21 protein-coding genes are annotated in these 25,062 nt (G+C 69.3%); 10 read left to right on the top strand and 11 right to left on the bottom strand.

The window, feature by feature from the left end:
• Positions 1-49: 49 nt before the first annotated feature.
• Positions 50-766 (bottom strand): 3-oxoacyl-ACP reductase FabG, encoded by a 717-nt coding sequence (gene fabG, locus WS64_RS13545; RefSeq protein WP_060966656.1) that lies wholly within the window; start codon positions 764-766, stop codon positions 50-52.
• A 135-nt stretch (positions 767-901) separates the two neighbouring features.
• Positions 902-1,186, bottom strand: coding sequence for a phosphopantetheine-binding protein (locus WS64_RS13540; protein ID WP_081066508.1), 285 nt, complete (start codon positions 1,184-1,186; stop codon positions 902-904).
• Positions 1,187-1,732: 546 nt separating this feature from the next.
• Between WS64_RS13540 and WS64_RS13535 the strand changes: the two genes are divergently transcribed.
• The 10 genes from WS64_RS13535 to WS64_RS13490 all read left to right on the top strand — a co-directional run bounded on the left by WS64_RS13535 (position 1,733) and on the right by WS64_RS13490 (position 12,119).
• Complete coding sequence (locus WS64_RS13535; RefSeq protein ID WP_060966970.1) at positions 1,733-2,386, top strand: COG4648 family protein; 654 nt, start codon at positions 1,733-1,735, stop codon at positions 2,384-2,386.
• Positions 2,387-2,445: 59 nt separating this feature from the next.
• Positions 2,446-4,227 carry an acyl-CoA synthetase family protein gene (locus WS64_RS13530; protein ID WP_060966655.1) on the top strand — a complete coding sequence of 594 codons (1,782 nt, stop codon included), beginning with the start codon at positions 2,446-2,448 and terminating at the stop codon, positions 4,225-4,227.
• Positions 4,224-5,201, top strand: coding sequence for an LpxL/LpxP family acyltransferase (locus tag WS64_RS13525; RefSeq protein ID WP_060966654.1), 978 nt, complete (start codon positions 4,224-4,226; stop codon positions 5,199-5,201). Before WS64_RS13530 ends, WS64_RS13525 begins: the two co-directional genes overlap by 4 nt.
• Positions 5,198-5,842, top strand: a complete 645-nt coding sequence (locus WS64_RS13520) for an outer membrane lipoprotein carrier protein LolA (protein ID WP_060966653.1) — start codon at positions 5,198-5,200, stop codon at positions 5,840-5,842. The genes WS64_RS13525 and WS64_RS13520 overlap by 4 nt, the downstream gene beginning before the upstream one ends.
• Positions 5,842-8,310 (top strand): MMPL family transporter, encoded by a 2,469-nt coding sequence (locus WS64_RS13515; RefSeq protein WP_060966652.1) that lies wholly within the window; start codon positions 5,842-5,844, stop codon positions 8,308-8,310. The genes WS64_RS13520 and WS64_RS13515 overlap by 1 nt, the downstream gene beginning before the upstream one ends.
• On the top strand, positions 8,307-9,191 hold the full coding sequence (locus WS64_RS13510; RefSeq protein ID WP_060966651.1) for a polysaccharide deacetylase family protein: 885 nt from the start codon (positions 8,307-8,309) through the stop codon (positions 9,189-9,191). Before WS64_RS13515 ends, WS64_RS13510 begins: the two co-directional genes overlap by 4 nt.
• Before the next feature lie 63 nt (positions 9,192-9,254).
• Positions 9,255-10,466: a beta-ketoacyl-[acyl-carrier-protein] synthase family protein gene (locus WS64_RS13505; protein WP_060966969.1), complete on the top strand. Its 1,212-nt coding sequence runs from the start codon at positions 9,255-9,257 to the stop codon at positions 10,464-10,466.
• Between the two features lie 8 nt (positions 10,467-10,474).
• Positions 10,475-11,293: a beta-ketoacyl synthase chain length factor gene (locus WS64_RS13500; protein ID WP_060966650.1), complete on the top strand. Its 819-nt coding sequence runs from the start codon at positions 10,475-10,477 to the stop codon at positions 11,291-11,293.
• Positions 11,290-11,793 (top strand): hotdog family protein, encoded by a 504-nt coding sequence (locus tag WS64_RS13495; RefSeq protein WP_060966649.1) that lies wholly within the window; start codon positions 11,290-11,292, stop codon positions 11,791-11,793. The genes WS64_RS13500 and WS64_RS13495 overlap by 4 nt, the downstream gene beginning before the upstream one ends.
• Entirely contained in the window at positions 11,790-12,119 is a 330-nt protein-coding gene (locus tag WS64_RS13490; RefSeq protein WP_060966648.1) for a hypothetical protein, read from the top strand. Before WS64_RS13495 ends, WS64_RS13490 begins: the two co-directional genes overlap by 4 nt.
• Before the next feature lie 58 nt (positions 12,120-12,177).
• Here the strand turns inward: WS64_RS13490 and WS64_RS13485 are convergent, their stop codons facing one another.
• The 9 genes from WS64_RS13485 to WS64_RS13445 form a co-directional block, all read right to left on the bottom strand.
• Positions 12,178-12,411: a hypothetical protein gene (locus WS64_RS13485; protein ID WP_060966647.1), complete on the bottom strand. Its 234-nt coding sequence runs from the start codon at positions 12,409-12,411 to the stop codon at positions 12,178-12,180.
• A 108-nt stretch (positions 12,412-12,519) separates the two neighbouring features.
• Positions 12,520-13,263 (bottom strand): acetoacetyl-CoA reductase, encoded by a 744-nt coding sequence (gene phbB / locus WS64_RS13480; protein WP_059580714.1) that lies wholly within the window; start codon positions 13,261-13,263, stop codon positions 12,520-12,522.
• Between the two features lie 219 nt (positions 13,264-13,482).
• Positions 13,483-14,664, bottom strand: coding sequence for an acetyl-CoA C-acetyltransferase (locus WS64_RS13475; protein ID WP_060966968.1), 1,182 nt, complete (start codon positions 14,662-14,664; stop codon positions 13,483-13,485).
• A 309-nt stretch (positions 14,665-14,973) separates the two neighbouring features.
• The gene (gene phaP, locus WS64_RS13470) at positions 14,974-15,558 is read right to left on the bottom strand and encodes a TIGR01841 family phasin (RefSeq protein WP_060966646.1); all 585 of its coding nucleotides are present in this window, start codon (positions 15,556-15,558) and stop codon (positions 14,974-14,976) included.
• Positions 15,559-16,060: 502 nt separating this feature from the next.
• Positions 16,061-16,825 (bottom strand): ParA family protein, encoded by a 765-nt coding sequence (locus tag WS64_RS13465; RefSeq protein ID WP_059642606.1) that lies wholly within the window; start codon positions 16,823-16,825, stop codon positions 16,061-16,063.
• Positions 16,826-17,171: 346 nt separating this feature from the next.
• Positions 17,172-20,708, bottom strand: a complete 3,537-nt coding sequence (locus tag WS64_RS13460) for a two-partner secretion domain-containing protein (RefSeq protein ID WP_060966645.1) — start codon at positions 20,706-20,708, stop codon at positions 17,172-17,174.
• A gap of 62 nt (positions 20,709-20,770) precedes the next feature.
• Positions 20,771-22,396 carry a ShlB/FhaC/HecB family hemolysin secretion/activation protein gene (locus WS64_RS13455; protein WP_060966644.1) on the bottom strand — a complete coding sequence of 542 codons (1,626 nt, stop codon included), beginning with the start codon at positions 22,394-22,396 and terminating at the stop codon, positions 20,771-20,773.
• Between the two features lie 653 nt (positions 22,397-23,049).
• The gene (locus WS64_RS13450) at positions 23,050-23,598 is read right to left on the bottom strand and encodes a single-stranded DNA-binding protein (protein WP_060966643.1); all 549 of its coding nucleotides are present in this window, start codon (positions 23,596-23,598) and stop codon (positions 23,050-23,052) included.
• 97 nt (positions 23,599-23,695) lie between these two features.
• Positions 23,696-24,889 (bottom strand): MFS transporter, encoded by a 1,194-nt coding sequence (locus WS64_RS13445; protein WP_060966642.1) that lies wholly within the window; start codon positions 24,887-24,889, stop codon positions 23,696-23,698.
• Positions 24,890-25,062: the final 173 nt, after the last annotated feature.

Raw genomic sequence — 25,062 nt, 5'->3', positions numbered from 1 at the left:
CGGTGCATTACGTCAGGCCAATGCGGTCAGGCCGATGCGGCGCGCCGCGTCATGCGAGCCCGCCGTTGACGGACAACACCTGCCCCGTCACATAAGCCGCGGCGTCGGATACCAGATACGCGACCATCGCCGCGACTTCGTCGGGCCGGCCCGCGCGCTGCGCGGGCACGAGCTGCTTGATACGTTCGGCGGGAAACGCCTGTTCGGCCATCGGCGACGCGATGATGCCGGGCGCCACCGCGTTCACGGTGATGCCGCGCGACGCGAGCTCCAGCGACAGCGACTTCGTCGCGCCGATCAGCCCCGCTTTCGCCGCCGCGTAGTTGGCCTGCCCGCGATTGCCGGTCACGCCGGCCACCGACGCGATGTTGACGATCCGTCCGTGCCGCGTGCGGATCATCGGCAGCAGCAGCGGCTGCGTGACGTTGAAAAAACCGTTGAGCGTCACGTCGATCACGCTGCGCCACTGCTGGCGCGACATGCCGGCCATCGGCGCGTCGTCGTGGATGCCCGCGTTATTGACGAGGATCTGCACCGGCGCCTCGTCGATGAACGGCTTCAGCGCGGCAAGCGTCGCGTCGGCGTCGGTCACGTCGAACGCGATCGCGTGCGCGGCGCCGCCGGCCGCGACGATCTGCTGCGCGACCGCCTGCGCGTGCGCGAGATGGCGGTTCGCATGCACCCACACTTCATGGCCGGCCTGCGCGAGCGCCGTGCAGATCGCCTGCCCGAGCGCGCCGCTGCCGCCCGTCACGAGCGCCCGCATCGAATGGCTCCGTTCATCGCGTTTTCACCTCGATCGACGCGGCCGCGCATCGTCCGCCGAGCGCCGCCGCGTGCCGTCTTCATCGTTGCGCCCGCGCTGCGCTACGTCCGTGCGCTACGCCGCTGCGCGACACCGTCACTTCGTGCGATGCGCGGCGACGTAGGCCGCCAGCGCGCCGAGCGTCGCAAAGATCTTTTGGTTGTCCGGATTGTCCGAGCGCAGCTCGAAGCCGTATTGCTTCGAAATCAGCAGCGCGATTTCCAGAATGTCGATGGAGTCGAGCCCGAAACCTTCGCCATACAGCGGCGTGTCGGCCGTCACTGTATCGAGCGAGACGTCTTCGAGATTCAGTTCGCCGATGATCAGCGTGGCGAGCTCTTGTTCCAGTGCGTTCATCATGCGTGCGTGCAGGCGGCCCATGGCAGCGGGAGGCGCCCGGAAACGGCAACCGTCGTGCACGCCCGGCGCGTGCGAATCTCCGTCCCTCCGGCCTCTGCCGGCTTCCCCGCCTGCGTCGTTTGGGGATCGTTTGTAAAAGTTACGCGGATTCTAGACGAAGGGTATCGGGGCGTATACCGCGAATGGTTACAAGACTGGCGAGCCGCCGCCGCGGCCCGTTTCGGTCACGAATGCACGAGACGCTTGAGCCGCGTTGGATGGAAATGCACCGACCCCGCGAAACCATTCGTCCCGCGCCATACAATCGGTTACAAAAGCCGGTCGCGGCCGCCCCGAACCGGCGCTGCCGCGGCCCTAAAATGAGCGTGCCCGACCACCGGCCCGGACCCGCGTCCGAGCCGCCATTCATATGATGTTTGACGGCCCGACCGCGCGTCCGCCGACGATCCACCCGATGTCTCCAGTCATGCCGCGTCCGCTCTTGTGCCCCGTTCCGGTTCGCCCGCCCGTCCGCCGCCGCCATCCGGCCGCCGGCCGGTGCACACGCGGCGCGCGCGGAGGCCGCCGATGAGCCGCCTGCTGCCCGTCGTGCGCGGCATTGCGGCGGCCGGTGCCGTGGCCGCCTACCAGGTGGGCGCGCACTACGCGAGCGCGACACCCGGCGCGCACGGCTTCGGCCTCGCGATGGCGCTCGTGCCGCCGCTGCTGCTCGCGCTGGGCGCGGCGCTGCGCTCGCCGCGGCGCGCATGGCTCGTGCCGGCATGGCTGCTGGCCGCCGCCGCGCTGTGGGCCGCGCGCGCGCCGCTCGCGCGGCACTTCGAATGGGGCCTGTATCTGGAACACGCGAGCTTCAACGTCGCGATGGCGCTGCTGTTCGGCCGCACGCTCGTGGCCGGCCAGGTGCCGCTGTGCACGCGCTTCGCGGCGATGATCCACGGCGCCGTCACGCCGGCCGTCGCGCGCTACACGCGGAGGATCACGCTCGCGTGGACGCTGTTCTTCGTCGCGACCGCCGCCGTGTCGACGCTGTTGTTCGCGACCGCGCCGATCGTCACGTGGTCGACGTTCGCGAACTATCTGTCGCTGCCGCTCGTCGCCGTGATGTTCGCCGCCGAGCATGCATGCCGGCGTTTCGCGCTGCCGCACGAGCCACGGCCGCGGATGATCGACGCGGTGCGCGCGTATCGCGCGTCGACCCACGCGTCGCAGGCCTCGCGATGAATTCATGACCGGCGTGGCCCCGCGGCCGCGCCGGCCTTCGTTCCCGTCATGACCGATTTATGCCGACTCACCCGCTGGTATTCCATGCCTCGCCCGACCAGACGATCGCCTGGCGCGACGGCTCGCCCGTCGCCGTGCGCGCCTTCGTCGCCGACGTCGCGCGCGTGGCCGCCGCGCTGCCCGCCGGCGGCCACGTGTTCAACGTGTGCCGCGATCGCTATCGCTTCGCGGTCAGCCTGTGCGCGGCGCTCGTCGCCGGCAAGATCAGCCTGCTGCCGTCGACGCACACGCCGGAAATGGTCCGCCAGCTCGCGTCGTTCGCGCCCGACGCGTTCTGCCTGCACGATGCGCCCGACTGCGCGATCGACCTGCCGCGCTTCGCGTATCCCGACGCCGCGCCCGGCGAACGCGCGGGCGATGCGCCGTTCGCCGTGCCGCAGATCGACGCGGCGCGGATCATGGCCTACGTGTTCACGTCCGGATCGACCGGCGCGCCGGTGCCGCACCGCAAGACCTGGGGCTTCCTGGTCGGCTGCGTACGCGCGGCGGCCGAGCGCCTGGGGCTGCTCGACGGCCGCGCGGCCACGCTGATCGGCACGGTGCCCGCGCAGCACATGTACGGCTTCGAGTCGACGGTGCTGCTCGCGTTGATCGGCGGCCTCGCGTTCAGCAACCGCCAGCCGTTCTACCCGGGCGACATTCGCGATGAGCTCGACGCGATCCCGCAGCCGCGCGTGCTCGTCACGTCGCCGATCCACCTGCGTGCGCTGCTGGCGGCCGGTCATGCGCTGCCGCGCGCGGCGCTGGTGCTGTCGGCCACCGCGCCGCTGTCCGAAAAGCTCGCGTGCGAAGCCGAGGCCGCGCTCGACGCGCCGCTCGTCGAGATCTACGGCAGCACCGAGACCGGCCAGATCGCGACCCGTCGCACGTCGCAAGGCGCGGCGTGGGACCCGTTCCCGGGCATCCGGCTCGACGCGCGCGACGCACGCGACGAGCCGGCCGGCGACGACAGCGGGCCGACGGTCTGGGTATCGGGCGGGCACGTCGAGACGCCCGTGCCGATGGGCGATGCGCTCGAGCTGCTCGGCGACGGCCGGTTCCTGCTGCACGGCCGCAAGGCCGACCTCGTCAACATCGCCGGCAAGCGCACGTCGCTCGCGTACCTGAATCATCAGCTCAACGCGATCCCCCGAGTGGTCGACGGCGTGTTCTTCATGCCCGACGAAACCGCGCCCGCGCGTGGCGACACGGCGCTCGAACCGGTCACGCGGCTCGTCGCGCTGGTCGTCGCGCCGACGCTCGCGGCCGCCGATCTGCAACGCGCGCTGCGCGAGCGAATCGACCCCGCGTTCATGCCGCGCCCGCTCGTGTTCGTCGATGCGCTGCCCCGCAACGAAACGGGCAAGCTGCCGCGCGACGTGCTGGCCGCACTCGTCGCGCGTCATGCGCGCGCCGCCACCGCGACGGCCACGACGGTCGTTCCGCCGGCCGAGGGCGACCCGGCCGGCACGCCGTCGCCGTCGCCCTCGCTCGCGTTCACGATTGCCGCCGACCATCCCGCGCTGCCCGGCCACTTTCCCGGCCATCCGGTCGTGCCGGGCGTCGTGCTGCTCGATCACGCGATCCATGCGATCGGCGCGGCGCTGAACCGTCCGCTGCACGCGTGGCGGCTCGGCGCCGCGAAATTCCTGAGCCCGGTCGCACCCGGCGAACCGCTCGATCTCGCGTACGACGCCGCGGCCGGCGGCGCGATCCGCTTCACGGTGCGCGCCGGTTCGCGCGAGGTCGCGACCGGCGTGCTGTCCGCGCCACCGGCCGCGCGGGATGGCGCGCAGCCATGAAGCGCACCGCGTGGGCCGAGCGTCAGGAGCGCAGCAACGCGGGCTTGCTGCGCGCGATGACGTGGATCTCGCTGCGCTTCGGCCGACAGCGCGCGCGCATCGTGCTGCACCTGATCGCGACGTATTTCGTGCTGTTCTCGCCGGCCGCGTGCGCGGCGTCGCGCGACTACCTGCGCCGCGTGCTCGACCGCCCCGTGCGCTGGCGCGACGTGTACCGGCACGTGTTCACGTTCGCGGCGACGATCCACGATCGCGTGTACCTGATGAACGGGCGCTTCGACCTGTTCGACATCCGGCTGCACGGCGAAACGCTCGTCGACGCTGCGCTCGCGGGCGGACGCGGCGCGTTCCTGATGGGCGCGCACCTCGGCAGCTTCGAGGTCGTGCGCGCGATCGGCCGCACGCGCCCGGACCTGCGCGTGGTCGTCACGATGTACGAGCAGAACGCGCGCAAGATCAACGCGACGCTCGCGGCGGTGAACCCGGCCGCGCAGCCGGAAGTGATTCCGCTCGGGCAGGTCGACTCGATGCTGAAGGTGCGCGAGCGCCTCGACGCGAATTGCATGGTCGGCATGCTCGCCGACCGCACGCTGCTCGACGACGCGGCCGCGTCGCTGCGGCGCCTGCCGCTGCTCGGCGCGCCGGCCGCGTTCCCGGTCGGCCCGCTTTACATGGCCGCGATGCTGAAGCGCCCGGTGATCTTCATGACGGGCCTGTATCGCGACGGCAACCGCTACGACGTGCACTTCGAGACCCTTGCCGATTTCTCCGACGTGCGGCGCGACACGCGCGCGGCGGCGGTCGACGCGGCGCTCGCGCGCTACGTCGCGCTGCTCGACAGGTACTGCCGCACGGCGCCGTACAACTGGTTCAACTATTTCGATTTCTGGCAAGGCGGCGACGCCGCGCCCGCGCGCCGCGACGCGGTGCGCGCCGGCGCCGACCTGCCCGCCACGAGGGATTCCGACGCATGACCGCCGCTCGCCGCTGCCTGTTCCCGTTCTGGTTGCCCATGGCCGCGCGCACCGCGCGCGTGCTCGCCGCCAGCGCCGCCGCGATCGCGCTGGCCGTGCCTGCGTACGCGGCCGATGCCGGTTCGGCCTGGACCCTCGACCGGCTGATGTCGACGCTCGCGCAGCACAAGTCGGGCCGCGCGACCTTCACCGAGACGAAGCACCTGTCGATCGCCACGCAGCCGGTCGAATCGTCGGGTGAACTGGTGTTCGTCGCGCCCGATCATCTGGAAAAGCACACGCTGAGCCCGAAGCCCGAACACCTCGTCGTCGACGGCGACATGCTCACCGTCGAGCGCAACGACCGCAAGTACACGCTCGCGCTCGCGCGCTATCCGGAACTCGGCGCGTTCATCGACAGCATCCGCGCGACGCTTGCCGGCAACCGCTTCGCGCTCGAACGGGTGTACAAGGTCGCGCTGTCCGGGCGCGGCGACGGCTGGACGATGACGCTCACGCCGCTCGACTCGCGGATGCTGAAGGTCGTCAGCACGATCACGCTCGACGGCACGCGCGACACGTTGCGCAGCGTCACGATCCGGCAGGCCGACGGCGACCGTTCGGTGATGCGCCTGCAACCCGCCGCGGCGAACGCGAACTGATGGACGATCGCATGCGCTCCTCCCCCGTCGCCCGCCGCGTGCCCGCATGGCGGCAGCGCGCGGTGCTCGTATGGCTGCTCGCGCTCGTCGCGTGCGGCGTCGCGATCGGGCGCGCGCACTTCACGGCCGACCTGTCCGCGTTCCTGCCGAACGCGCCGAGCGCCGGGCAGCGCGTGCTCGTCGACCAGTTGCGCGACGGCATCGTGTCGCGCCTGATCCTCGTCGCGATCGACGGCGGCGATGCGGCCACGCGCGCCGCGCTGTCGCGGCGCGTCGCCGGCACGCTGCGCGCCGATCCGCGGTTCGCGGCCGTTCACAACGGCGAAGCCGCGAACGACGCGCGCGACCGGCAGTTCATCTTCGATCACCGCTATCTGCTGAGCCCGGCCGTCACGCCGCAGCGCTTCAGCGCCGACGGCCTGCACCAGGCGCTCGGCGACAGCCTCGACCTGCTGAGTTCGTCGGCCGGCCTCGTCGCGAAGGCGATGCTGCCGCGCGATCCGACCGGCGAAGTCGCCGCGCTCGTCGACGGCCTCGACGGCGCGGCCGAGCCCGCGAGCCGCGACGGCGTGTGGGCGTCGCGCGACGGCACGCGCGCGGTGCTGGTCGTGCAGACGGCCGCCGCCGGCTCCGATACCGACGCGCAGGCCCGCGCGATCGACGCCGTGCGCCGCGCGTTTGCGGCCGCGACGCGGGCCGTGCCGAACGCGAACGCGGCGACGCTCGCGATGACGGGCCCCGGCGTGTTCTCGGTCGACATGCGCGACACGATCCGGCACGACGTCGAGCGGCTGTCGACGGCGAGCGTCGTGCTGATCGTCGCGCTGCTGCTCACGCTCTACCGTTCACCGCGCACGCTCGCGCTCGGCTTGCTGCCGGTGCTGACGGGCGTCGCGGCCGGAATCGCGGCGGTCAGCGTCGCGTTCGGCACGGTCCACGGGCTGACGCTCGGGTTCGGCACGACGCTGATCGGAGAAGCCGTCGACTATTCGATCTACCTGTTCGTGCAATCGGCATCGGTCGGCACGCGCGGCGCCGCGCACCCGGCCGACGCGACGCGCGCGTGGGTCGCCGCGTACTGGCCGACGATCCGGCTCGGCGTGCTGACTTCGGTGTGCGGGTTCGCGTCGATGCTGTTCTCCGGATTCCCGGGCCTCGTGCAACTCGGGCTCTATTCGATCGTCGGGCTGACGGCCGCCGCGCTCGTCACGCGCTTCGTGCTGCCGCACCTGCGCAGCGAGCATGTCGCGATTCGCGACGTATCGCGCGTCGGCGCCGTGCTCGCGCGCGCGGCCGACGCCGCGCCGCGGCTGCGCTGGCCGCTCGCGGTACTCGTGGTTGCCGCGTGCGCGACGCTCGCGCTGCATCGCGACGGCCTGTGGAGCCGCGAGCTCGCGGCGCTCAGCCCCGTGCCGGCACAGGCGCAGGCGCTCGACGCACGGCTGCGCGCCGACGTCGGCGCGCCCAACGTGCGCTACCTCGTCGTGATTGCCGCGCCGACCGAACAGGCCGCACTCGAACGCGCGGAAAAAGTGGCCGCGCAATTGCAGCCGCTCGTCGACCGCGGCACGCTCGGCGGTTTCGACAACCCTGCACGCTACCTGCCGAGCGACGCCGCGCAGCGCGCACGCCAGGCGAGCCTGCCGGAGGCGAACGTACTCGCCGAACGGATGCGCGTTGCCGTCGCGAACCAGCCGATCGCGGTGAAACCCGACCTGTTCGCGCCGTTCGTCGCCGACGTCGACGCCGCGCGTCGCGCGCCGCCGTTGACGCGCGCGGACCTGCGCGGCACGTCGATGGCGCTCGCCGTCGACGCGCTGCTGACCGAACGCGACGGCCGCTGGAGCGCGATGCTGCCGCTGCGTGCGCCGGACGCCGCGCGCACCGCGCAGCCGGCGTCGAGCGTCGACGCCGCGCGGATTCGCGCCGCCGTCGCGCGCGCGGGCGTGCCCGATGCGCTGTTCGTCGACATGAAGGCCGAAGCCGATCGGCTGTACGTGAGCTACGTGCAGGAAGACATCCGGCTGTCGCTCGCGGGATTCGCCGTGATCGCCGTGCTGCTGCTGATCGCGCTGCGCTCGCCCCGGCTCGCCGCGCGCGCCCTCGCCCCGCTCGTTGCGGCCGTGCTGGTCGTGACGGCCGGTTTCGCGCTCGCCGGCGTGCAACTGACGATCCTGCACCTCGTCGGGATGCTGCTGATCGTCGCGGTCGGCTCGAACTACGCGCTGTTCTTCTGCCGGCGCGGCGACGCGCAGCCCGTCACGCCGTACACGCTGGTGTCGCTGCTGATCGCGAACCTCGCGACGGTCGCCGGCTTCGGGCTGCTCGCGCTGTCGCGCGTGCCGCTGCTCGAAACCTTCGGGCTGACCGTCGGCCCCGGCGCGATGCTCGCGCTCGCGTTCGCGGCGATTCTCGCGCCGCGCGCCGCGGCGGTGGTCGGCAATCACCAGCAAGGAGGCCGCGCATGAACGTGCCGCCTTTCATCCCCCCGCGCGATACCGGCGACGCGCGCCGCTGGAAGCCGACGCCGCTGATCGCGGGCGCCGCCGCGCTGCACGCGGGCGCGGCCGCCGCCATGATCGCGCAACCAGCCGCGTGGCCGTGGGCCGTCGGCGGCGTGGTCGCGTCGCATCTCGCGCTGACCGCGGCCGGCCTGTGGCCGCGCAGCACGCTGCTCGGCCCGAACTGGACGCGCCTGCCGGCCGGCGCGGGCCGCCGCATCGCGCTGACGATCGACGACGGCCCCGACCCGGACGTCACGCCGCGCGTGCTCGACCTGCTCGACCGTTACGACGCGCGCGCGACGTTCTTCTGCATCGGCGATCTCGCACGCCGTCATCCGCGGTGGATCGAGGCGATCGTCGCGCGCGGCCATGCGGTGGAGAACCACAGCCAGCGGCACCGCCATACCTTCTCGCTATCGGGGCCGGCTGCGCTGCGGCGCGAAATCGCCGCCGCGCAGCAGACGCTGACCGACATCGCCGGCACGCGCCCGCTGTTCTTCCGCGCGCCGGCCGGCCTGCGCAATCCGTTTCTCGAACCCGTGCTGTGCGAATTCGGCCTGCAACTCGCGAGCTGGACGCGGCGCGGCTTCGACACGCGTGCGCGCGACGCCGCGACCGTCACGCGCCGCCTGCTGCACGGGCTCGATGCGCGCGACATCCTGCTCGTGCACGACGGTCACGCAGCGCGCGATGCGCGCGGCGAACCGGTCGTGCTCGACGTGCTGCCCGCGGTGCTGCGCGCAGCCGCCAACGCGCAACTGCACTGGACCACCTTGCGCGCGGCGCTCGCGCCCGAACCGCCCGGCCAGCCGGGCGTTCCGGCACCCCCGTTTGATAAGATCTGACCTCGAACGGCGCGCGTGCGGGCCCTGCTGCAGCGCCCGTTCCGGCCATCGGATGCGACTCTCGTGAACCCTCTCCTGCTCTCGCACTTCACCGCCACCAGCTGCATCGGCCGCGGCCTCGACGCGACCCTCGATGCGCTGCGCCACGCCCGCGGCGGGCTCGTGCCGTGCAACTTCGAGCGTGCGGATCTCGACACGTGGATCGGCGCGGTGGACGGCGTCGATGCGCGGCCCGTACGCGCCGATCTCGCCGACTTCGAGTGCCGCAACAACCGCCTCGCGCAACTCGGCCTGACGCAGGACGGCTTCGATGCGCGCGTCGCGGCGGCGGTCGCGCGCTACGGCGCCGCACGCGTGGGCGTGTTCGTCGGCACGAGCACGGCCGGCATCCTCGAAACCGAACGCGCGTACCGGCGCCGCGACCCGACGAGCGGCGCGTTGCCGGCCGACTTCCGCTATGCGCACACGCACAACCCGTATTCGCCGGCCGCGTTCGTACGCGCGTATTTCGCGCTGCGCGGGCCGGCGATGGCGATCTCGTCCGCGTGCTCGTCTGGCGCGAAGGTGTTCGGCTCCGCGCGCCGCATGATCGAGGCCGGGCTGATCGACGCGGCCGTCGTCGGCGGCGTCGATTCGCTGTGCCTGACCACGCTGTACGGTTTCAATTCGCTGGAACTGCTGTCGCGCCAGCCGTGCCGGCCGTTCGACGTCGCGCGCGACGGCATCTCGATCGGCGAGGCCGCCGCGTTCGCGCTCGTCGAACGCGCCCCGGCCGCGCCTGCCGCGCTCGACGGCGACGCGATCCTGCTGCTCGGCATCGGCGAATCGAGCGACGCGCACCATATGTCGTCGCCGCATCCGGAAGGGCTCGGCGCGCGCGCCGCGATCGAACAGGCGCTCGCGTCCGCCGGCCTCGGCGCGCACGATATCGACTACGTGAACCTGCACGGCACCGCGACGCCAAGCAACGACGCAGCGGAAAGCCGCGCGGTCGGCGCATTGTTCGCGCGCACGCCGTGCAGCTCGACGAAGGGCGCGACCGGCCACACGCTCGGCGCGGCCGGCGCGCTGGAAGCGATCGTCGCCGCGCTCGCGCTGCGCGAGCAATTCGTGCCGGCCGGCGTCAACACGACGCAGCCCGACCCGGCGCTCGTCGCCGATTACGTGCTCGCGAGCCGCGACACGCGCGTGCGCGCCGTCCTCTCCAATTCGTTCGGCTTCGGCGGCACGAACTGCAGCCTGATCCTCGGCCGCGCCGATCACGACCGCCGTTGAGGTCCGCCATGACGCTCACCGCCTTCATCGAAAGCATCGGCCTCGTCGGCCCGGGATTGAACGGCTGGCCGCACGCGGCCGACGTGCTCGCGGGCCGCGCGCCCTACGTGCCTGCCCGCACCGAGCTGCCGCCGCCCGCCGGCCTGCCGTCGGCCGAGCGGCGTCGCACGGGCCCCGTCGTGCGCGCCGCGCTCGCGGTCGGCCACGAAGCGGTGGCCGCGAGCGGCCGCGACGCCGCGACGCTCGCGACCGTGTTCAGCGCATCCGGCGGCGACGGCCAGAACTGCCACGCGATCTGCGAAACGCTGGCCGGCGACGATCGCCAGTTGTCGCCGACCCGCTTCCACAACTCGGTGCACAACGCGCCGGCCGGCTACTGGAGCATCGCGACCCGCGCGATGGCGACGTCGAACGTGCTGTGCGCGCACGACGGCAGCTTTGCCGCCGGCCTGCTCGAAAGCCTGTGCCAGGTCGTCGTCGATCGCGTGCCGAGCCTGCTGATCGCGTACGACACCGACTATCCGGAACCGCTGCGCGCGGTGCGGCCGATCGGCGACGCGTTCGGCGTCGCGCTCGTGTTGGCGCCGGAAGCCAGCGAGCGAGCGCTCGCCCGTATCGACGTCCAACTCACCGACGCACCCGCGACGGCGCTCGCGCACGCCGGGCTCGACGCACTGCGCAACGGCAATCCGGCCGCGCGCGTGCTGCCGTTGCTCGAGGCGCTCGCCACGCAACGTACGACGCGCGTCGTGCTCGACTATCTGGACGACACGCGCCTTCAGGTCGACGTCGCGATGCCCGGGACCTTGGCGGAGCGCGCGCGATGAACGCAACCGCCGCACCGGCCCCGCCGCTCGACCACGCGTGGATTGCCGCGCACATTCCGCACGCCGGCGCGATGTGCGTGCTCGATTCGGTCGATGCGTGGGATGCCGAACGCATCCGCTGCACCGCGACGAGCCACCGCGATCCGCACAACCCGCTGCGCGCGCACGGGCGGCTCGCGGCGGTCTGCGGCATCGAATACGCGGCGCAGGCGATGGCCGTGCACGGCGCGCTGCTCGGTGCGCACGATGCACGCCCGCGCGCCGGCTATCTCGCGAGCGTGCGCAACGTCGACGCGTTCGTCGACCGGCTCGACATCTTCGCGCAGCCGCTCACCGTGGACGCGCAACGCGTGAGCGGCGACGGCCGCTCGGTGCTGTACGGCTTCGCGCTGCGCTGCGGCGAGCGCGTGCTGCTGTCCGGCCGCGCGGCGGTGATGCTCGACGCATCGAACGCCGGCGCGTTTCAACCGGCGCCTGCCGGCAACCCGAAACCTCGATGACGAGGCTTACCTCAAGGAACCCGGTCGTGAAAGTTCGTCAGTTCATTGGCGCCGCGCTCGTTCTGGCGCTGCTCAGCCCGCTCGCCCACGCGGACCTCTCGGAAGTGAAGCAGGACATCAAGCGCGATTCGAAGGAAGCCGCGCACAAGACCGGCGAAGCGGCGCGCAGCTTCGGCCACGCGACCGCGAGCGCCGCGAAGGCGGTCGGACACGGCGTCGCCCATGCGTCGCGCGAAGGCTGGGAAGCCACCAAGCGCACGACGAAGCGGATCTTCCACAAGAACGACTCGGGCGAATCGGCCGGGAAGGGCGAAAGGACCGACTGATCCCGCGCCCACGCGTCGCGGACGGCATGCGCGCGGGACGTGACCGCCGATCGGCCGCTCATCGATCACCGATCGCAACGCGTCGGCGCGACGGCCAACGTGCGCGGCGCAGCGGCCTGGCCGGCCTGCGCGCGAAGCACTTGCCGTACGCTGCGAGCCCGCAATCGCGATGATCGAAATTCCGCAACAGCCGCGCGCGGCGCCGCTCGAGCCGGTAGAGCGAAATCGCCATCGTCAGCGCGACGGCCAGTGCCGTGCCGCCGATCACGAGTCCCATCCAGGTGTCGCCCATGCGTCCTCCGGAATGCGAGGCCGAAGCGGCGCGCCTGCCGTCGCTCCGGCACGGGATGGTGCGCAACGCTGCCCGCACGCGCGCGAATGCCGTGCGGGCCGCCGCGCGTCAGTGCATGTGCTGACCGCCGTTGATCGCGATGTTGGAGCCCGTCACGAAGCCGGCCTCCTCCGAGCACAGGTACGCCACCAGCGCCGCGACTTCCTCGGGCTTGCCGAGCCGGCCCACCGGAATCTGCGGGAGGATCTTTGCGTCGAGGATGTCCTGCGGGATCGCGGTGACCATCTTCGTCGCGAGGTAGCCCGGCGACACCGTGTTCACCGTCACGCCCTTGCGCGCGACCTCGAGCGCGAGCGATTTCGTGAAGCCGTGCATGCCGGCCTTCGCGGCCGCGTAGTTGGTCTGGCCGACCGAACCCTTCGAGCCGTTCACCGACGAGATGTTGACGATGCGGCCCCAGCCGCGCTCGACCATGCCGTCGCAGACCGGCTTCGTCATGTTGAACACGGAGTCGAGGTTCGTGCGGATCACCGCGTCCCAGTTGACCTTGTCGAGCTTGCGCAGCGTCATGTCGCGCGTGATGCCCGCGTTGTTCACGAGAATGTCGACCGGGCCGACGTCCCGCACGATCGTCTCGATGCATTCCCGGCACGAGTCGTGATCGGCCACGTCCACAGGGTACGCAAGGAACGTGCGACCGGCCGCATGCATCTCGGTCAGCCAGCGGTCCGCGCCGGCGTTGTTCGGCGAATACGTGACGACGACCCGGTGGCCCGCGTCGTTCAACCGGATGCTGACCGCTTCGCCGAGACCGCCCATCCCACCTGTCACAACTGCGATTCGCTTAGTCATACTATGAATTACCGACAAAAAAGTAATCGATGAAAGACGGGGCGACGGCCTCGCACCTGCTGCCGCCCCACCGCTTCGATGCACGGCCGCCCCGCGTCGCGGGCGCGGCACGCATCGGTACCTCGCGCTTATTGTCGATTTCCCGTCTTGCGCGACACCCGCGCAGCTCGCCCGCGGCGCTGGCGCGCGCCGCAAGCGAACCGTGCCGTCAATCACTGCTCAGACACGCTCGACCGCGAGCGCGACGCCCATCCCGCCGCCGATGCACAGCGACGCCAGCCCGCGCTTCGCATCGCGCTTGGCCATCTCGTGCAGCAGCGTCACCAGGATCCGGCAGCCCGACGCGCCGATCGGGTGGCCGATCGCGATCGCCCCGCCGTTCACGTTCACCTTCGACGTGTCCCAGCCCATCTGCTTGTGCACCGCCAGCGCCTGCGCCGCGAACGCCTCGTTGATCTCCATCAGGTCCAGGTCGCCCGGCGTCCAACCCGCGCGCTCCAGGCACCGGCGCGAGGCCGGCACCGGACCCATGCCCATCACGCTCGGATCCACGCCCGCGTTCGCGTACGCCTTGATCCGCGCCAGCGGCGTCAGGCCCAGTGCCGCCGCCTTCTGCGCCGACATCACCAGCACCGCCGCCGCGCCGTCGTTCAGCCCCGACGCGTTCGCCGCCGTCACCGAGCCGTCCTTCGCGAACGCCGGCTTCAGCCCGGCCAGCGATTCCGCCGTCACGCCGTGACGCACGAACTCGTCGGTCGCGAACTGCAGTGGCTCGCCCTTGCGTTGCGGGATCGACACCGGCACGATCTCGTCGTCGAAGCGCCCGGCCTTCTGCGCGGCTTCCGCCTTGTTCTGCGACAGCGCCGCGAACGCGTCCTGCTCCTCGCGCGTGATCCCGTATTCCTTCGCGACGTTCTCCGCCGTGATGCCCATGTGGTACTGGTTGTACACGTCCCACAGGCCGTCGACGATCATCGTGTCGACCAGCTTCGCGTCGCCCATCCGGAAGCCGTCGCGCGAGCCCGGCAGCACGTGCGGCGCCGCGCTCATGTTCTCCTGGCCGCCCGCGATCACGATGTCCGCGTCGCCCGCGACGATCGCGTTCGCCGCCAGCATCACGGCCTTCAGGCCCGAACCGCACACCTTGTTGATCGTCATGCCCGGCACGGCGCTCGGCAGCCCCGCCTTGATCAGCGACTGCCGCGCCGGGTTCTGCCCGGAGCCGGCCGTCAGCACCTGGCCCATGATCACTTCGCTGACCTGCTCGGGCTTCACGCCCGCACGCTCCAGCACCGCGCGGATCACCGTCGCGCCCAGTTCAGGCGCCGCCACCTTCGCCAGCGAGCCGCCGAATTTGCCGACCGCGGTCCGCGCGGCCGATACGATCACTACGTCCGTCATGTTCAGTTCCTGCATCGAAATCAGTGTGTGGTTCTGACGCCCGCACGAGGCGTGCTGTACACGGCGATGACGCGTGTCGGGCCATCCGGCGCGATCGCGGCCACACGCCGCCGTACGCCATACGGCGGGCGGCATCCGTTCGCACCGTGACACGGGCAACCGTGCACGGGCGTCTTGCGGCGAACCGAAGCTCGCCAGCCCCGCGTGGCACACGCGGCGCCGGCGCCAATCAATCGTGTCGCGCCTGCGCGCGACACGCATTCATGCGCATTCATGCGCATTCATGCGCGTTCGGGCCCGTTCGGGCCGTCACGCAGCCGATTCGCGCGCGGCCGCCGCGTCCTTGCGCGCGGTGGCCGCCGTCTGTTTCGCGCCGCGCGTGGCCGTTTCGCTGACCACATCGAAGCCGCTCTTCGCCGCTTCGATCGCCTGCCCCGTCGCTTCACGCACGGAGTCGGCCGCGGCGCTCGCCGCGGACAGCGCCGAATTCAGCGCGGCCACCACCGGCGCCGAGCCGGCCGGCGCATGCTTCGACAGTTCGCCGAGCACGTCCTTCAGGCGCTTGTCGTTCTGCTCGTACTGCGCCTGGGCGACCTTCGCCCATTCGGACTGCGTCGACACCGCGATCTCGAACAGATGGCGGCCGTACGACGCGACCTTGCCGGCCGCTTCCTGCGGCGCGGCGACCTGCTGCGCGAAGCCCGCGGCCGGGTTGCTGCCGGTGAACGCGTTCTTCAGCTTGTCCTCGTAGTCCTCGAGCGCCGTCCGGGCCGCTTGCAGGTTGAGTTCGACGACAGCCTCGAAACCGTGGATCGCCGGACGGGCGATTGCAAACCACGCGGCGATACCGGACTGATAATCGGCGGTGAGTTTTTCGGGGGCAAATACGGACATCGGGCACGCTCCTGTTGGCTATGCGAGAGACGACGTAAAGAAAAATGGAAGCTCGGGTAAACAGCTGCTTCCTTATTGAAACCCGTCACCTGTTTGGGAACGGGCGGTAGAAGGAAGTCATTCTAGATCGATTAATTGTCAATTAAATGGCATTAATGATAGGTGTAAACCCTTATTACCCTTTGAACCGTCCGCCGAAGCTGCGGGCACGCCGAAATCTCAGACAAGACAGTGCCCCTCACCGGCCGGCGACGCATTTTTACCTTTTGCAGCATAGCGCATCATGACGTGGCGCAATATTTGCCAATTCATTATTCCGCTTATTAGAAAACCGGGCACCATTGAAAATGGAGCAACCATTTATGTCATATTTTTTCTGGATTTCTTGTGAAATCGTTTTCTTGATTATTAATGACGAAATCAATAATAGGACGAATTGCCGGTCGCGACAAAAAAACAAGGCCGCTCGAAGCGGCCTCGGTCGGTGCGGTCACGCGCGAGATCAGCCGGCCAGTTCGCGATGCAGCGCGCGGAACTCCTGCGCGAGTTTGTGCGTCGGCTCCAGATGGATCACCGGCATCGACTGCTGATGCGACTCGCGGATCTTCACCGATGCGGACAGCCGCGACGCGAGCACCGGCAGCCCTTCGTCGACGAGCTCGTCGACCAGCCGTTGCGGCAGGCTCGCGCGTGGCTGGAACTGGTTGATGACGATCCCCTCCACCTCGAGCGCCGCGTTGTGGTCCTGCTGGATTTCCTTCACGTTCTCGAGCAGCGTGTACAGCGCGCGGCGCGAGAAATCGTCGCAGTCGAACGGGATCAGGCAGCGCTCGACCGCGATCAGCGCCGAGCGCGTATAGAAATTCAGCGCGGGCGGCGTGTCGATGTATACGGCGTCGTACATGTCGAGCTCGTTCAGCGCGTCGCGCAGCTTGTAGATCTTGTAGCGCGATTCGAGCTTGCCGTGCAGCGTGTCGAGATCCGGATGCGCGGGCATCACGTCGAGCCCGTCGAACGGGGTCGCGTGGATGAACGACGCGACGTCGATCGGACGGAAGTTGAAGGTCAGCGCGGTTTCGAAGAAGCCGGCGACGCCCGGTTGCGCATCGGCCGCTGCGTCGCCGAGCAGGTAGCGCGTCGAGTTCGCCTGCGCATCGAGATCGATGACGAGCGTGCGCAACCCTTCGCTCGCGCTGATCGCCGCCAGGTTGCAGACGATCGTCGATTTGCCCACGCCGCCCTTCTGGTTGAACACGACACGCCGCATAGTCCCCTCTCGATCGAAGCCAACGGAAGACACCAGCATACCCGAGACAGGTTGGCTGCCGTATCGCGACGTGCATCGGGATCGTGCGGCGAATCGCCGAGCCCCCTGCGTGCATCGATGTGCGCCCGCTGCGGACGCATCCGCTGCCACCCGCCCCCGATGGTTGCACGACCCACACAGACGGGCGGGCACGCGGCCACGCCGGCCCGATTGAGTCGCGCCGATGAACGACGAAGGCGGGGCACCGGATCACTCCGATGCCCCGCCTTCAGTGACTACGACAAGCGACGGTCAGCTTCGCGGGTGGCTGGCGAAAAGCCCGCCCCCCGCATCGAGACCGGTGCGCTTACCGGGACGCGATGACGCGACGGCCAGCACCGATCTGTTGCACCGCGGCTGCCGCGCCGGTTGCCACGCTCGACTCGATATGTCCGTAGTTCAAGCCCGCCAGACCACCGTAAGCCTGGTCATACCCGGACACATAGTTGATGCGGCTGCTCGTCGTCGAGCCCTTCACCGTGGCCAGGTTATAGCCGACGAGACCGCCGAGACGCGCACCCCTACCGCCGCTCACCGTACCCGACGATTCCGAGCTCGACACGAGGTGGCCGTTAGTGCCGACCAGACCGCCGACGCTCGCATAATCGCCGCCCGTCACGTCGCCTGTCGCCTTGCTATTCGCAACGCTACCCGCCACATTGCCCATTCCGACGAGACCGCCTACGGCGCTACTCGTGCCGGCAGTCACCGCGCCGGACGCTTCCGAGTTCGACACTCGACCGTCGTTGTGGCCGACCAGGCCGCCGGCGTAAGCGGAGTTGCCGCCCTCCACCACGCCGATCGCCTTGCTGTTCGAAATGTCACCGTTCGCGTTCTTGCCGACCAGACCGCCGACGCTCGCCGAAGCGCCCGCCACCACCTTGCCTGACGCCTTGCTATTTGCGATGGTGCCGCCGTTCATGCCGACGAGGCCGCCTACGGTGCTCTTCATGTCAGCGCTCACGTAACCCTTCGCCTGGGACCCGCTGATGGCGCCGGTGTTGACGCCAACGAGGCCGCCCGCGAGGCTGAAAGCGCCGCCCGTCACCTGGCCGTACGCATCCGAACCGGAAATCGTGCCCTTGTCGTTATTGCCGACCAAACCACCGACATGACTGGCTCCGCCGCTGGTGACGTCGCCGCGGGCGATCCCCACCGTGATTTGCCCCTTGTTTTGACCCACGAGGCCACCGATAAGCGCAGCGGACTTGTCGGTCACGTCGCCCGTTGCCGTCCCGTTCGTGAGGACGCTTTCGTTCACGCCGACGAGACCGCCGATCGCGGCCGAGCCGACGCCCGAGACATTGCCCGTCGCCGTTCCATTGGCGACCGTGCCGAGAAGATGCCGGCCGATGAGGCCGCCGATCGTGGAACCGGACGCGGTGCCGTTGACCGCGCCGCTCGCCGACACATTCGCGAGCGAACCGCGGTTCACGCCGACGAGACCACCGATCGCGGAGTTACCGGCGCCACGGACGGTGCCGCTCGCCGACGAATTGGCGATGCTCGTGCCGACGTCGTTGTCGCCCACGAGGCCACCGATGCTGCCGTTACGGCCGCTGACGGTGACGTTGACGCTCGACGACGAATTCTGGATCGTACCCGTGCCGACGTCACCGTTCACGCTGTTCACGCCGACCAGACCGCCCACCTTCGCATTGGTCTGCGCCAGCGTGATGCTTCCCGCGCTGCTCGAATTCGAGATCACGCCGCCGCGGTTGATGCCGGCCAGACCGCCCACGCCGCCGTAGAACCAGCTCTGATCCGCGATCCCGCCCGAAATGGTCGTATCGGCCGAGCTGTTGCTGATCGTGCCGAGCTTGTCCGGACGGCCCGCGATCGTGTAGTTTTCGCCGACGAGCCCGCCCATCGACAACGTGGCCCAGCTGCCTGCAATGCGCCCGGTGACCGACGACCGATCGATGTCGCCGCCCAGGTTCGTGCCGACGAGACCGCCCAGCACCTGCATGCGCGACGTCCCGCCGTTCACGACCACGTTCGTCGCCTTCACGTTGGAGATGACGCCGGTGTCCGTATTCACGCCCGCCAGGCTGCCGATCATCGCCGGCCCGTTGCCCGTGTACGATCGCTCGCCCGTCACGTTCACCGACGCGAGCTTCAGGTTGCCGATGTAGCCGGCGTTCACCGAGAACAGGCCGATGAACGGGCCGGTGCCGTACACCGATACGTTGCTGATCGTGTTGCCCAGGCCGTCGAACTTGCCGAAGAACGTGCGGTCGTTGCCGATGCTCCGGAACTGGCGGCCACCGCCGTCGATTGCGCTGCCGAGCACGTAGCGGCCCGACAGGTCGTTGTCGATCGAACGCAGTTGATCGACGCTGTTGATCACGCGATACGCGTCGCCGTTCGAACGGTACGACGCATTCGCACCCGACAGCGTGACGACGCCGTCGCCGTTCACCGCGAGACCGCTACCCGGATTCAGTTCCAGCTTCGCGTTGCGGCCATCGAGCGTCAGCTTGTCGTTCACGCGGATCTGCTTCGCCGCGTTCACCGTGACGCCCGCGTCGTCGCCCGTCGCCGTCACCGGCCCGTGCAGTTCCACGTCGCCTTGACGCGACGTCAGCGTCAGCCCGTTGTCGCTACTCCAGGTAACCGGCGCGTCCACCTTCAGCGTGCCGGTCGTGCGAGCGAGTTCGACGTTGGTCGTGCCGAGATTGCGCGCCAGCGTATCCGCGCCGATCGCGGCATCCGAACCGCCCGAACCGCCGACCTGCTGGCCGCCGATCACGAGCGCGCGCGACGCGGCGCTCCGACCCACGCCGGCATTCGCCGACTCGATCGTCCACTTGCCCGCCACACCATCGTGCCCGCGCGTGTCGACCGTCGTCGTGTCCGCCACGCGCACCGCGGCACCCTTCGTCACCACGGCGCCGTGGCCTTCCGCGCCCGCCAGCGTGCTCGCGTCCAGCGTCCCGGCCACGTGCACCGCGCCGTCGCCACCGTCCAGCGTGATCCGGCCCGCGACGTTGTTCAGCCCCTTCGCCTCGATCGTCCCGCTGTTGTTCACCACCGTGCCCAGCAGGCTGTTCGCCGACCGTGCCGACATCAGCACCTGGCCGCCGTCGGCCTTCAGCAGGCCGCCGTTGCTCACCAGCGCGTCCACCGCCGCGCCGTTCACCTCGAGGCTCAGCAGCTTGCTGCCGTCGAAGTTCACCTTCACGTCATTGCCCGCGCCCAGCGCGACCGTGCCCATCTGCGCCCGGATCACGCCGTTGTTCGTCACCTGCGCGCCCAGCAGCGCGACACCGCCGCCGTCCGCCGCCGTGATCGCGCCCTGGTTCACCACCTGGCCTGCCGACTTACCGGTGAAGCGGAAGTTGCCGTTCAGGAAATCCTTGTCCGAGATGTCGCGCGTCGAGGCCACGAGGCCACCGACGTTCACTTGCGCGCCCGATCCGAACAGCACCCCGTTCGGGTTCACCAGGAACACCTTGCCGTTCGCATCGATGCGGCCTTCGATGTTGCTGCCGTTCGCACCGACCACCCGGTTCAGCGCCAGCGACTGGTTCGTCGGCTGATTGAACGACACGCGCTCGCCGCCGGCGACGCTGAAGTCCTGCCAGTTCGTGATCAGCTTGTCCGTATGCTGGTTGATCGACATCGTCTTGTTGTCGGCCGACGTCGCGAAGTCGCCCTTGCCCGACACGATCTCGGCGCCCGTGGGCAGCGCATATGCGCTCGACGCCGCGAAGCCCAGCAGCGACACGGCCGCCGCGATTACCCGGCGGCCGCCCGCCTTGCCGCGCCGACGCGCGTTCTCGCCCGCCACGCTCCAGCATCCGTTCGCTTGATTCCAGACCAATGCATAAGCCTTGTTCATCTTTGGTTTCCTTGTTGTATTGACTGCCAAACCCTGCGTCATGCAGGCGCTCGTCCAGACGCTCAGAAATACTGAGTCGCCTGAAACCAGATTCGCGGCGAGCCGGCGGACGACGCCAGCCCTTCGCTTGAGGCGAACGGCCAGGCGGCCGCCACCGTGACTTGATGCCCCTTCCCGTACCACCCCGCGCCGAACCCCGCGGCCTGCATGCGGATGATGTTGGTGTCCTTGAACACGCGATGCTTGTTGATGCCGACCCGGCCGGCGTCGACGAACGTGCTGACCCGCCAGCCGGGCGCCACCGCATACCGCAATTCCGCGCTCGCCTGCCACCCCTGATCGCCGCTGCCCGAGCCGAGCGTGTAGGCGCGCACGCCGTACGGGCCGCCGAGGCCGAACTGCTCGGACGCGTCGAGATTGCCCGACGACAGCTGGCCGCTGAACTGTGTGTAGAACTGGAAACGCGAGCCGAGCGCCTGCAGGCGCATCACGCTGACGCCGAGTTTCTTGAAGGTGCCGCGCGTCTTGACGAACCCCTGCGCGCCAAGCACGTCGGCCGTGCGCAGGCGGCCCGCGCCGGCCGACACGGAGAAGGCGGTGGTGCCGCCGCCGAGCAATGCGTCGTCGCCGTTGCCGCTCAGCGTGAAAGTCCATAGACCGACGTTCTTGTCGTCCTGTATCTGGAACGCGCGATAGTCGTCGTGAAGGTTCTTGTTCTCGTATTGGAGTTGCGCGTTCAGGTTGAACGCGCGGCCGCGCAGCAGCGGCTGAACGACAAATGCGCTCTGGATGTTGGCGCGGCTGTGAAGATCGAGTTCCTCGAAGCCTTCGCCGACCTTCGAATGCAGATTCGAGTAGCCGACGCCGACGCGCGTCGACCACGGCCCGACGGGTAACTGGTACGACGCGCTGTAATAGCGCTGCAGCGTGTCGCTTCCCATGCCGCGCAACGTGAGCCGGTCGCCGATGCGCAGCGGCGAGTTGACCGCGATGCTGCCGGTAAGCCGGTAGCGCCCCGTCGACAAGTTGCCGTAGTTGTCCGCCTCCAGCGTTCCCGTCGCGATCGGCCCGGGATCGGCGTCGATCACCAGATCGGTCGAGCCCTGCGTGCGCCCCGAGCGCAACGTGCCCTTGGCGTCGACGCCGGGCAGGTCGCCGACGAGCAGCAGGCTGCGCGCCAGATCGGCGCCGCGCACCGCCTCGCCCGGACGCAGCGCGGACAGCGGCTGGCGCACCACGCCGTCCAGCACGCGCGAGCGGTTGTTGAGCTCGATGCGATCGTAGCGGCCTTCCAGCACGTCGATCCGGACGACGCCGTCGTCGATGTCCTGACGCGGCAGATAGGCACGCGCGAGCACGTAGCCGTGCTCGCGGTAGTAGGAAGTGATGCGAGCCGCAGCCGCCTGCAGCTCGCCAAAACTCAGCTCCCGCCCGGTCAGTTCCTGGAGGAGCGGCTCGAGCTGCGCCGACGTGAACACCCGGTTGCCGCCGATCGCGAACGCGCGGACCGTCACGCGCGGCCCCGCATCGACGCCCTCAGGCGCGGGTGCGGCCTGCTCCGTACGCTCGATGCTCAACTCGGGCGCCGACGCGGCCGGGAGCGCCGGGCGCACGGATTCGATTTCGCGCATCGACTGGCCCGCGTTCGGCAACTGCGAAAACGCGACACCGGGCAGGAACAGCCCCATCGCCGCGCAACAGCCCAGCGCGTATGGAACACCGCCGCCGAGGCCGGCAACGGGCGCGCGCGCCGCCGCTGGCCGTGCGTCTCGATGATGCGTGACGCCTGGATGCCGGGTCGCAAGAAAATGCCAGAAACCTCGGCCGTAACGATCCATTATCAATTCGGTAAACCACCATTTGCATTCGCTACCGAATCATAATTTTCAGTCCTATCAAGATAAATAATACAAGTACGATTTATTTTTATAAAAACGAAATCCTTCGATAAATTCCTAATACTCCCCGAAAAAACTGCACATCATTCGGCTTTCTTGTCGACTGCCGCCGCCCGATTCCATCACCGACATGTCCGCCCCGGCCGTCGGAATCAGACGGTGTCCTAACGATACTGGCGCAACAAGGTCCTCTAGCGTCGATCGGGCATGCGAAAGTGAAGGAATGCGGACCGCGTACAGGCCGTCCGGACAATTGATCAGCCGGAGACGTGGCCCAGCGCGAAAGCGCTACCTGCCGCCGCTATTCGGGGCGAAGGGTCCCGAAGCAAAATAAAAATCGCCGCAGAAAATCGAATCAGATTTGATCCGCCATGGGCTAAAAATGCTAAAAAAAACCCCGCCAAAAGGCGGGGTCGATCTTTACAGCGTTTGGTTGCGAGATCTCAGAACGGAATATCGTCGTCCATCTCGTCGAAGCCGCCGCCTGCCGGCGCGCTCGGACGGCTCTGGCCGCCGCCACTTGCACCGCCGCGCGCCGCGCCGCCGGCACGACCGCCGCCGCCACGCTCCATCTGCTCGCCGCGACCGCCGCCGCCACCGCCGTAGCCGCCGCCATAACCGCCTTCGTCACCGCCGCCACCGCCGCCGCCCGAACCGCCGCGGCCGCCGAGCATCTGCATCTGTTCGGCGACGATTTCGGTCGAGTAACGGTCCTGGCCGTCCTGGCCCTGCCACTTGCGCGTGCGGATGCGGCCTTCGATATAGACCGACGACCCCTTCTTCAGGTATTCGCTGACGATTTCCGCCAGACGGCCGAAGAACGCGACGCGATGCCACTCGGTCATTTCCTTGAAATCGCCGCTTGCCTTGTCCTTGTAGCGGTCGGTCGTCGCGAGGCGGATGTTCGCAACCGCGTCGCCGCTCGGCAGGTAACGGACTTCAGGATCGGCGCCGAGGTTGCCGACGAGGATGACCTTGTTGACGGATGCCATGTGTTTCTCCAGTAAATTCGATGCCGGGCCGCCCGCGACAGCCGTCGGAGCAGCCCGCCGGGGGAGCCGGCGAACGCCGCCGGCGCCTACCCGACAATCAGGTTCCGGCCTTGCGCGGCGGCGCTTTCATGTTGGCCGCGATTATAAGCCACGCGGCCACGAGCCCCGAACACGTGTAGAACACGGTGTTCGCGCCGCCGTGCTTCAGCAGCCAGCCGCCCACGATGCCGCCGAGCGCGAGCCCGATCGACTGCGTGGTGTTGTAGACGCCCGTGGCCGCGCCCTTGCGCGAACCCGGCGCGAGCTTCGACACGAGCGACGGCTGCGACGCTTCCAGGATGTTGAACCCGAGGAAGTAGACGAAAAGAATCGCCGCCACAATCAGGATGGTATGCGGCGCGCTGCCCAGCAGCAATTGACCGATCAGGATAGCCAGAATGCCGCCCAGCAGCACCGGCTTCATCTTGCCCCGTTTTTCCGCGACGATGATCGCCGGCACCATCATCACGAACGCGAGCCCCATCACCGGCAGGTACACCTTCCAGTGCGCGGCGACCGGCAGCCCGCCGTCGACCAGCAGGCGCGGCACGACGAGGAACAGCGCCGTCTGCGTCGCATGCAGCACCAGTACGCCGAAGTTCAGGCGCAGCAGCTCGACGTTGTGCAGCACCTCGGCGAACGGCGCGGGCACGTGCACGGGCTTCGCCGCATCGGGCACGATCCACAGCACGACGCCGATCGCGAGGATCGACAGCACGCCGACGATCGCGAACAGCCCGCTCATCCCGACCCAGTGGAACACGATCGGCGCGCCGACGATCGCGACCGCGAACGACACGCCGATCGAGCCGCCGACCATCGCCATTGCCTTCGTGCGGTTCTGCTCGGAGGTCAGGTCGGCGATGAACGCGAGCACCGCCGACGACACGGCGCCCATGCCCTGGATCACGCGGCCGACGATGATCCACGTGATGTCGTGCGCGAACGCGGCGACGAAGCTGCCGAGCGCGAAGATCGCGAGGCCCGCGGCGATCACCGGCTTGCGGCCGAACTTGTCGGACGCCCAGCCGTAGAAGATGTAGAACAGCGACTGCGTGACGCCGTAGGCCCCGAGCGCGATCCCGACGAGCAGCACGTTGTCGCCGCCCGGGATGGTTTTCGCGTAGACCGAAAACACCGGCATGATCATGAACAGGCCGAGCATGCGCAACGCGAAGATCGCCGCGAGCGACGTGGTCGCGCGCAGTTCGGGCGCAGTCATGCGGGAAGACGTGGCAGACGGATTGGACATCGGGAATGAATTTCGAATGATCGGAATGTCCGCCCGGCAGCGGGCGGCGGAAGATCAGGGCCGGCGGCCTGGCGGCCTTTCGGGCGACACGTCGGGGCCGGATGCGGATGGCCTGCGGGCCGCCCGGAACCGTGCGGCGCGACCGCTTTCCCCGGCGCAGGTGTCGCCTTGCT

This window comes from Burkholderia anthina (assembly GCF_001547525.1).
Lineage (GTDB): Bacteria > Pseudomonadota > Gammaproteobacteria > Burkholderiales > Burkholderiaceae > Burkholderia > Burkholderia semiarida.
This window is presented reverse-complemented; position numbering and strand designations above follow the sequence as displayed.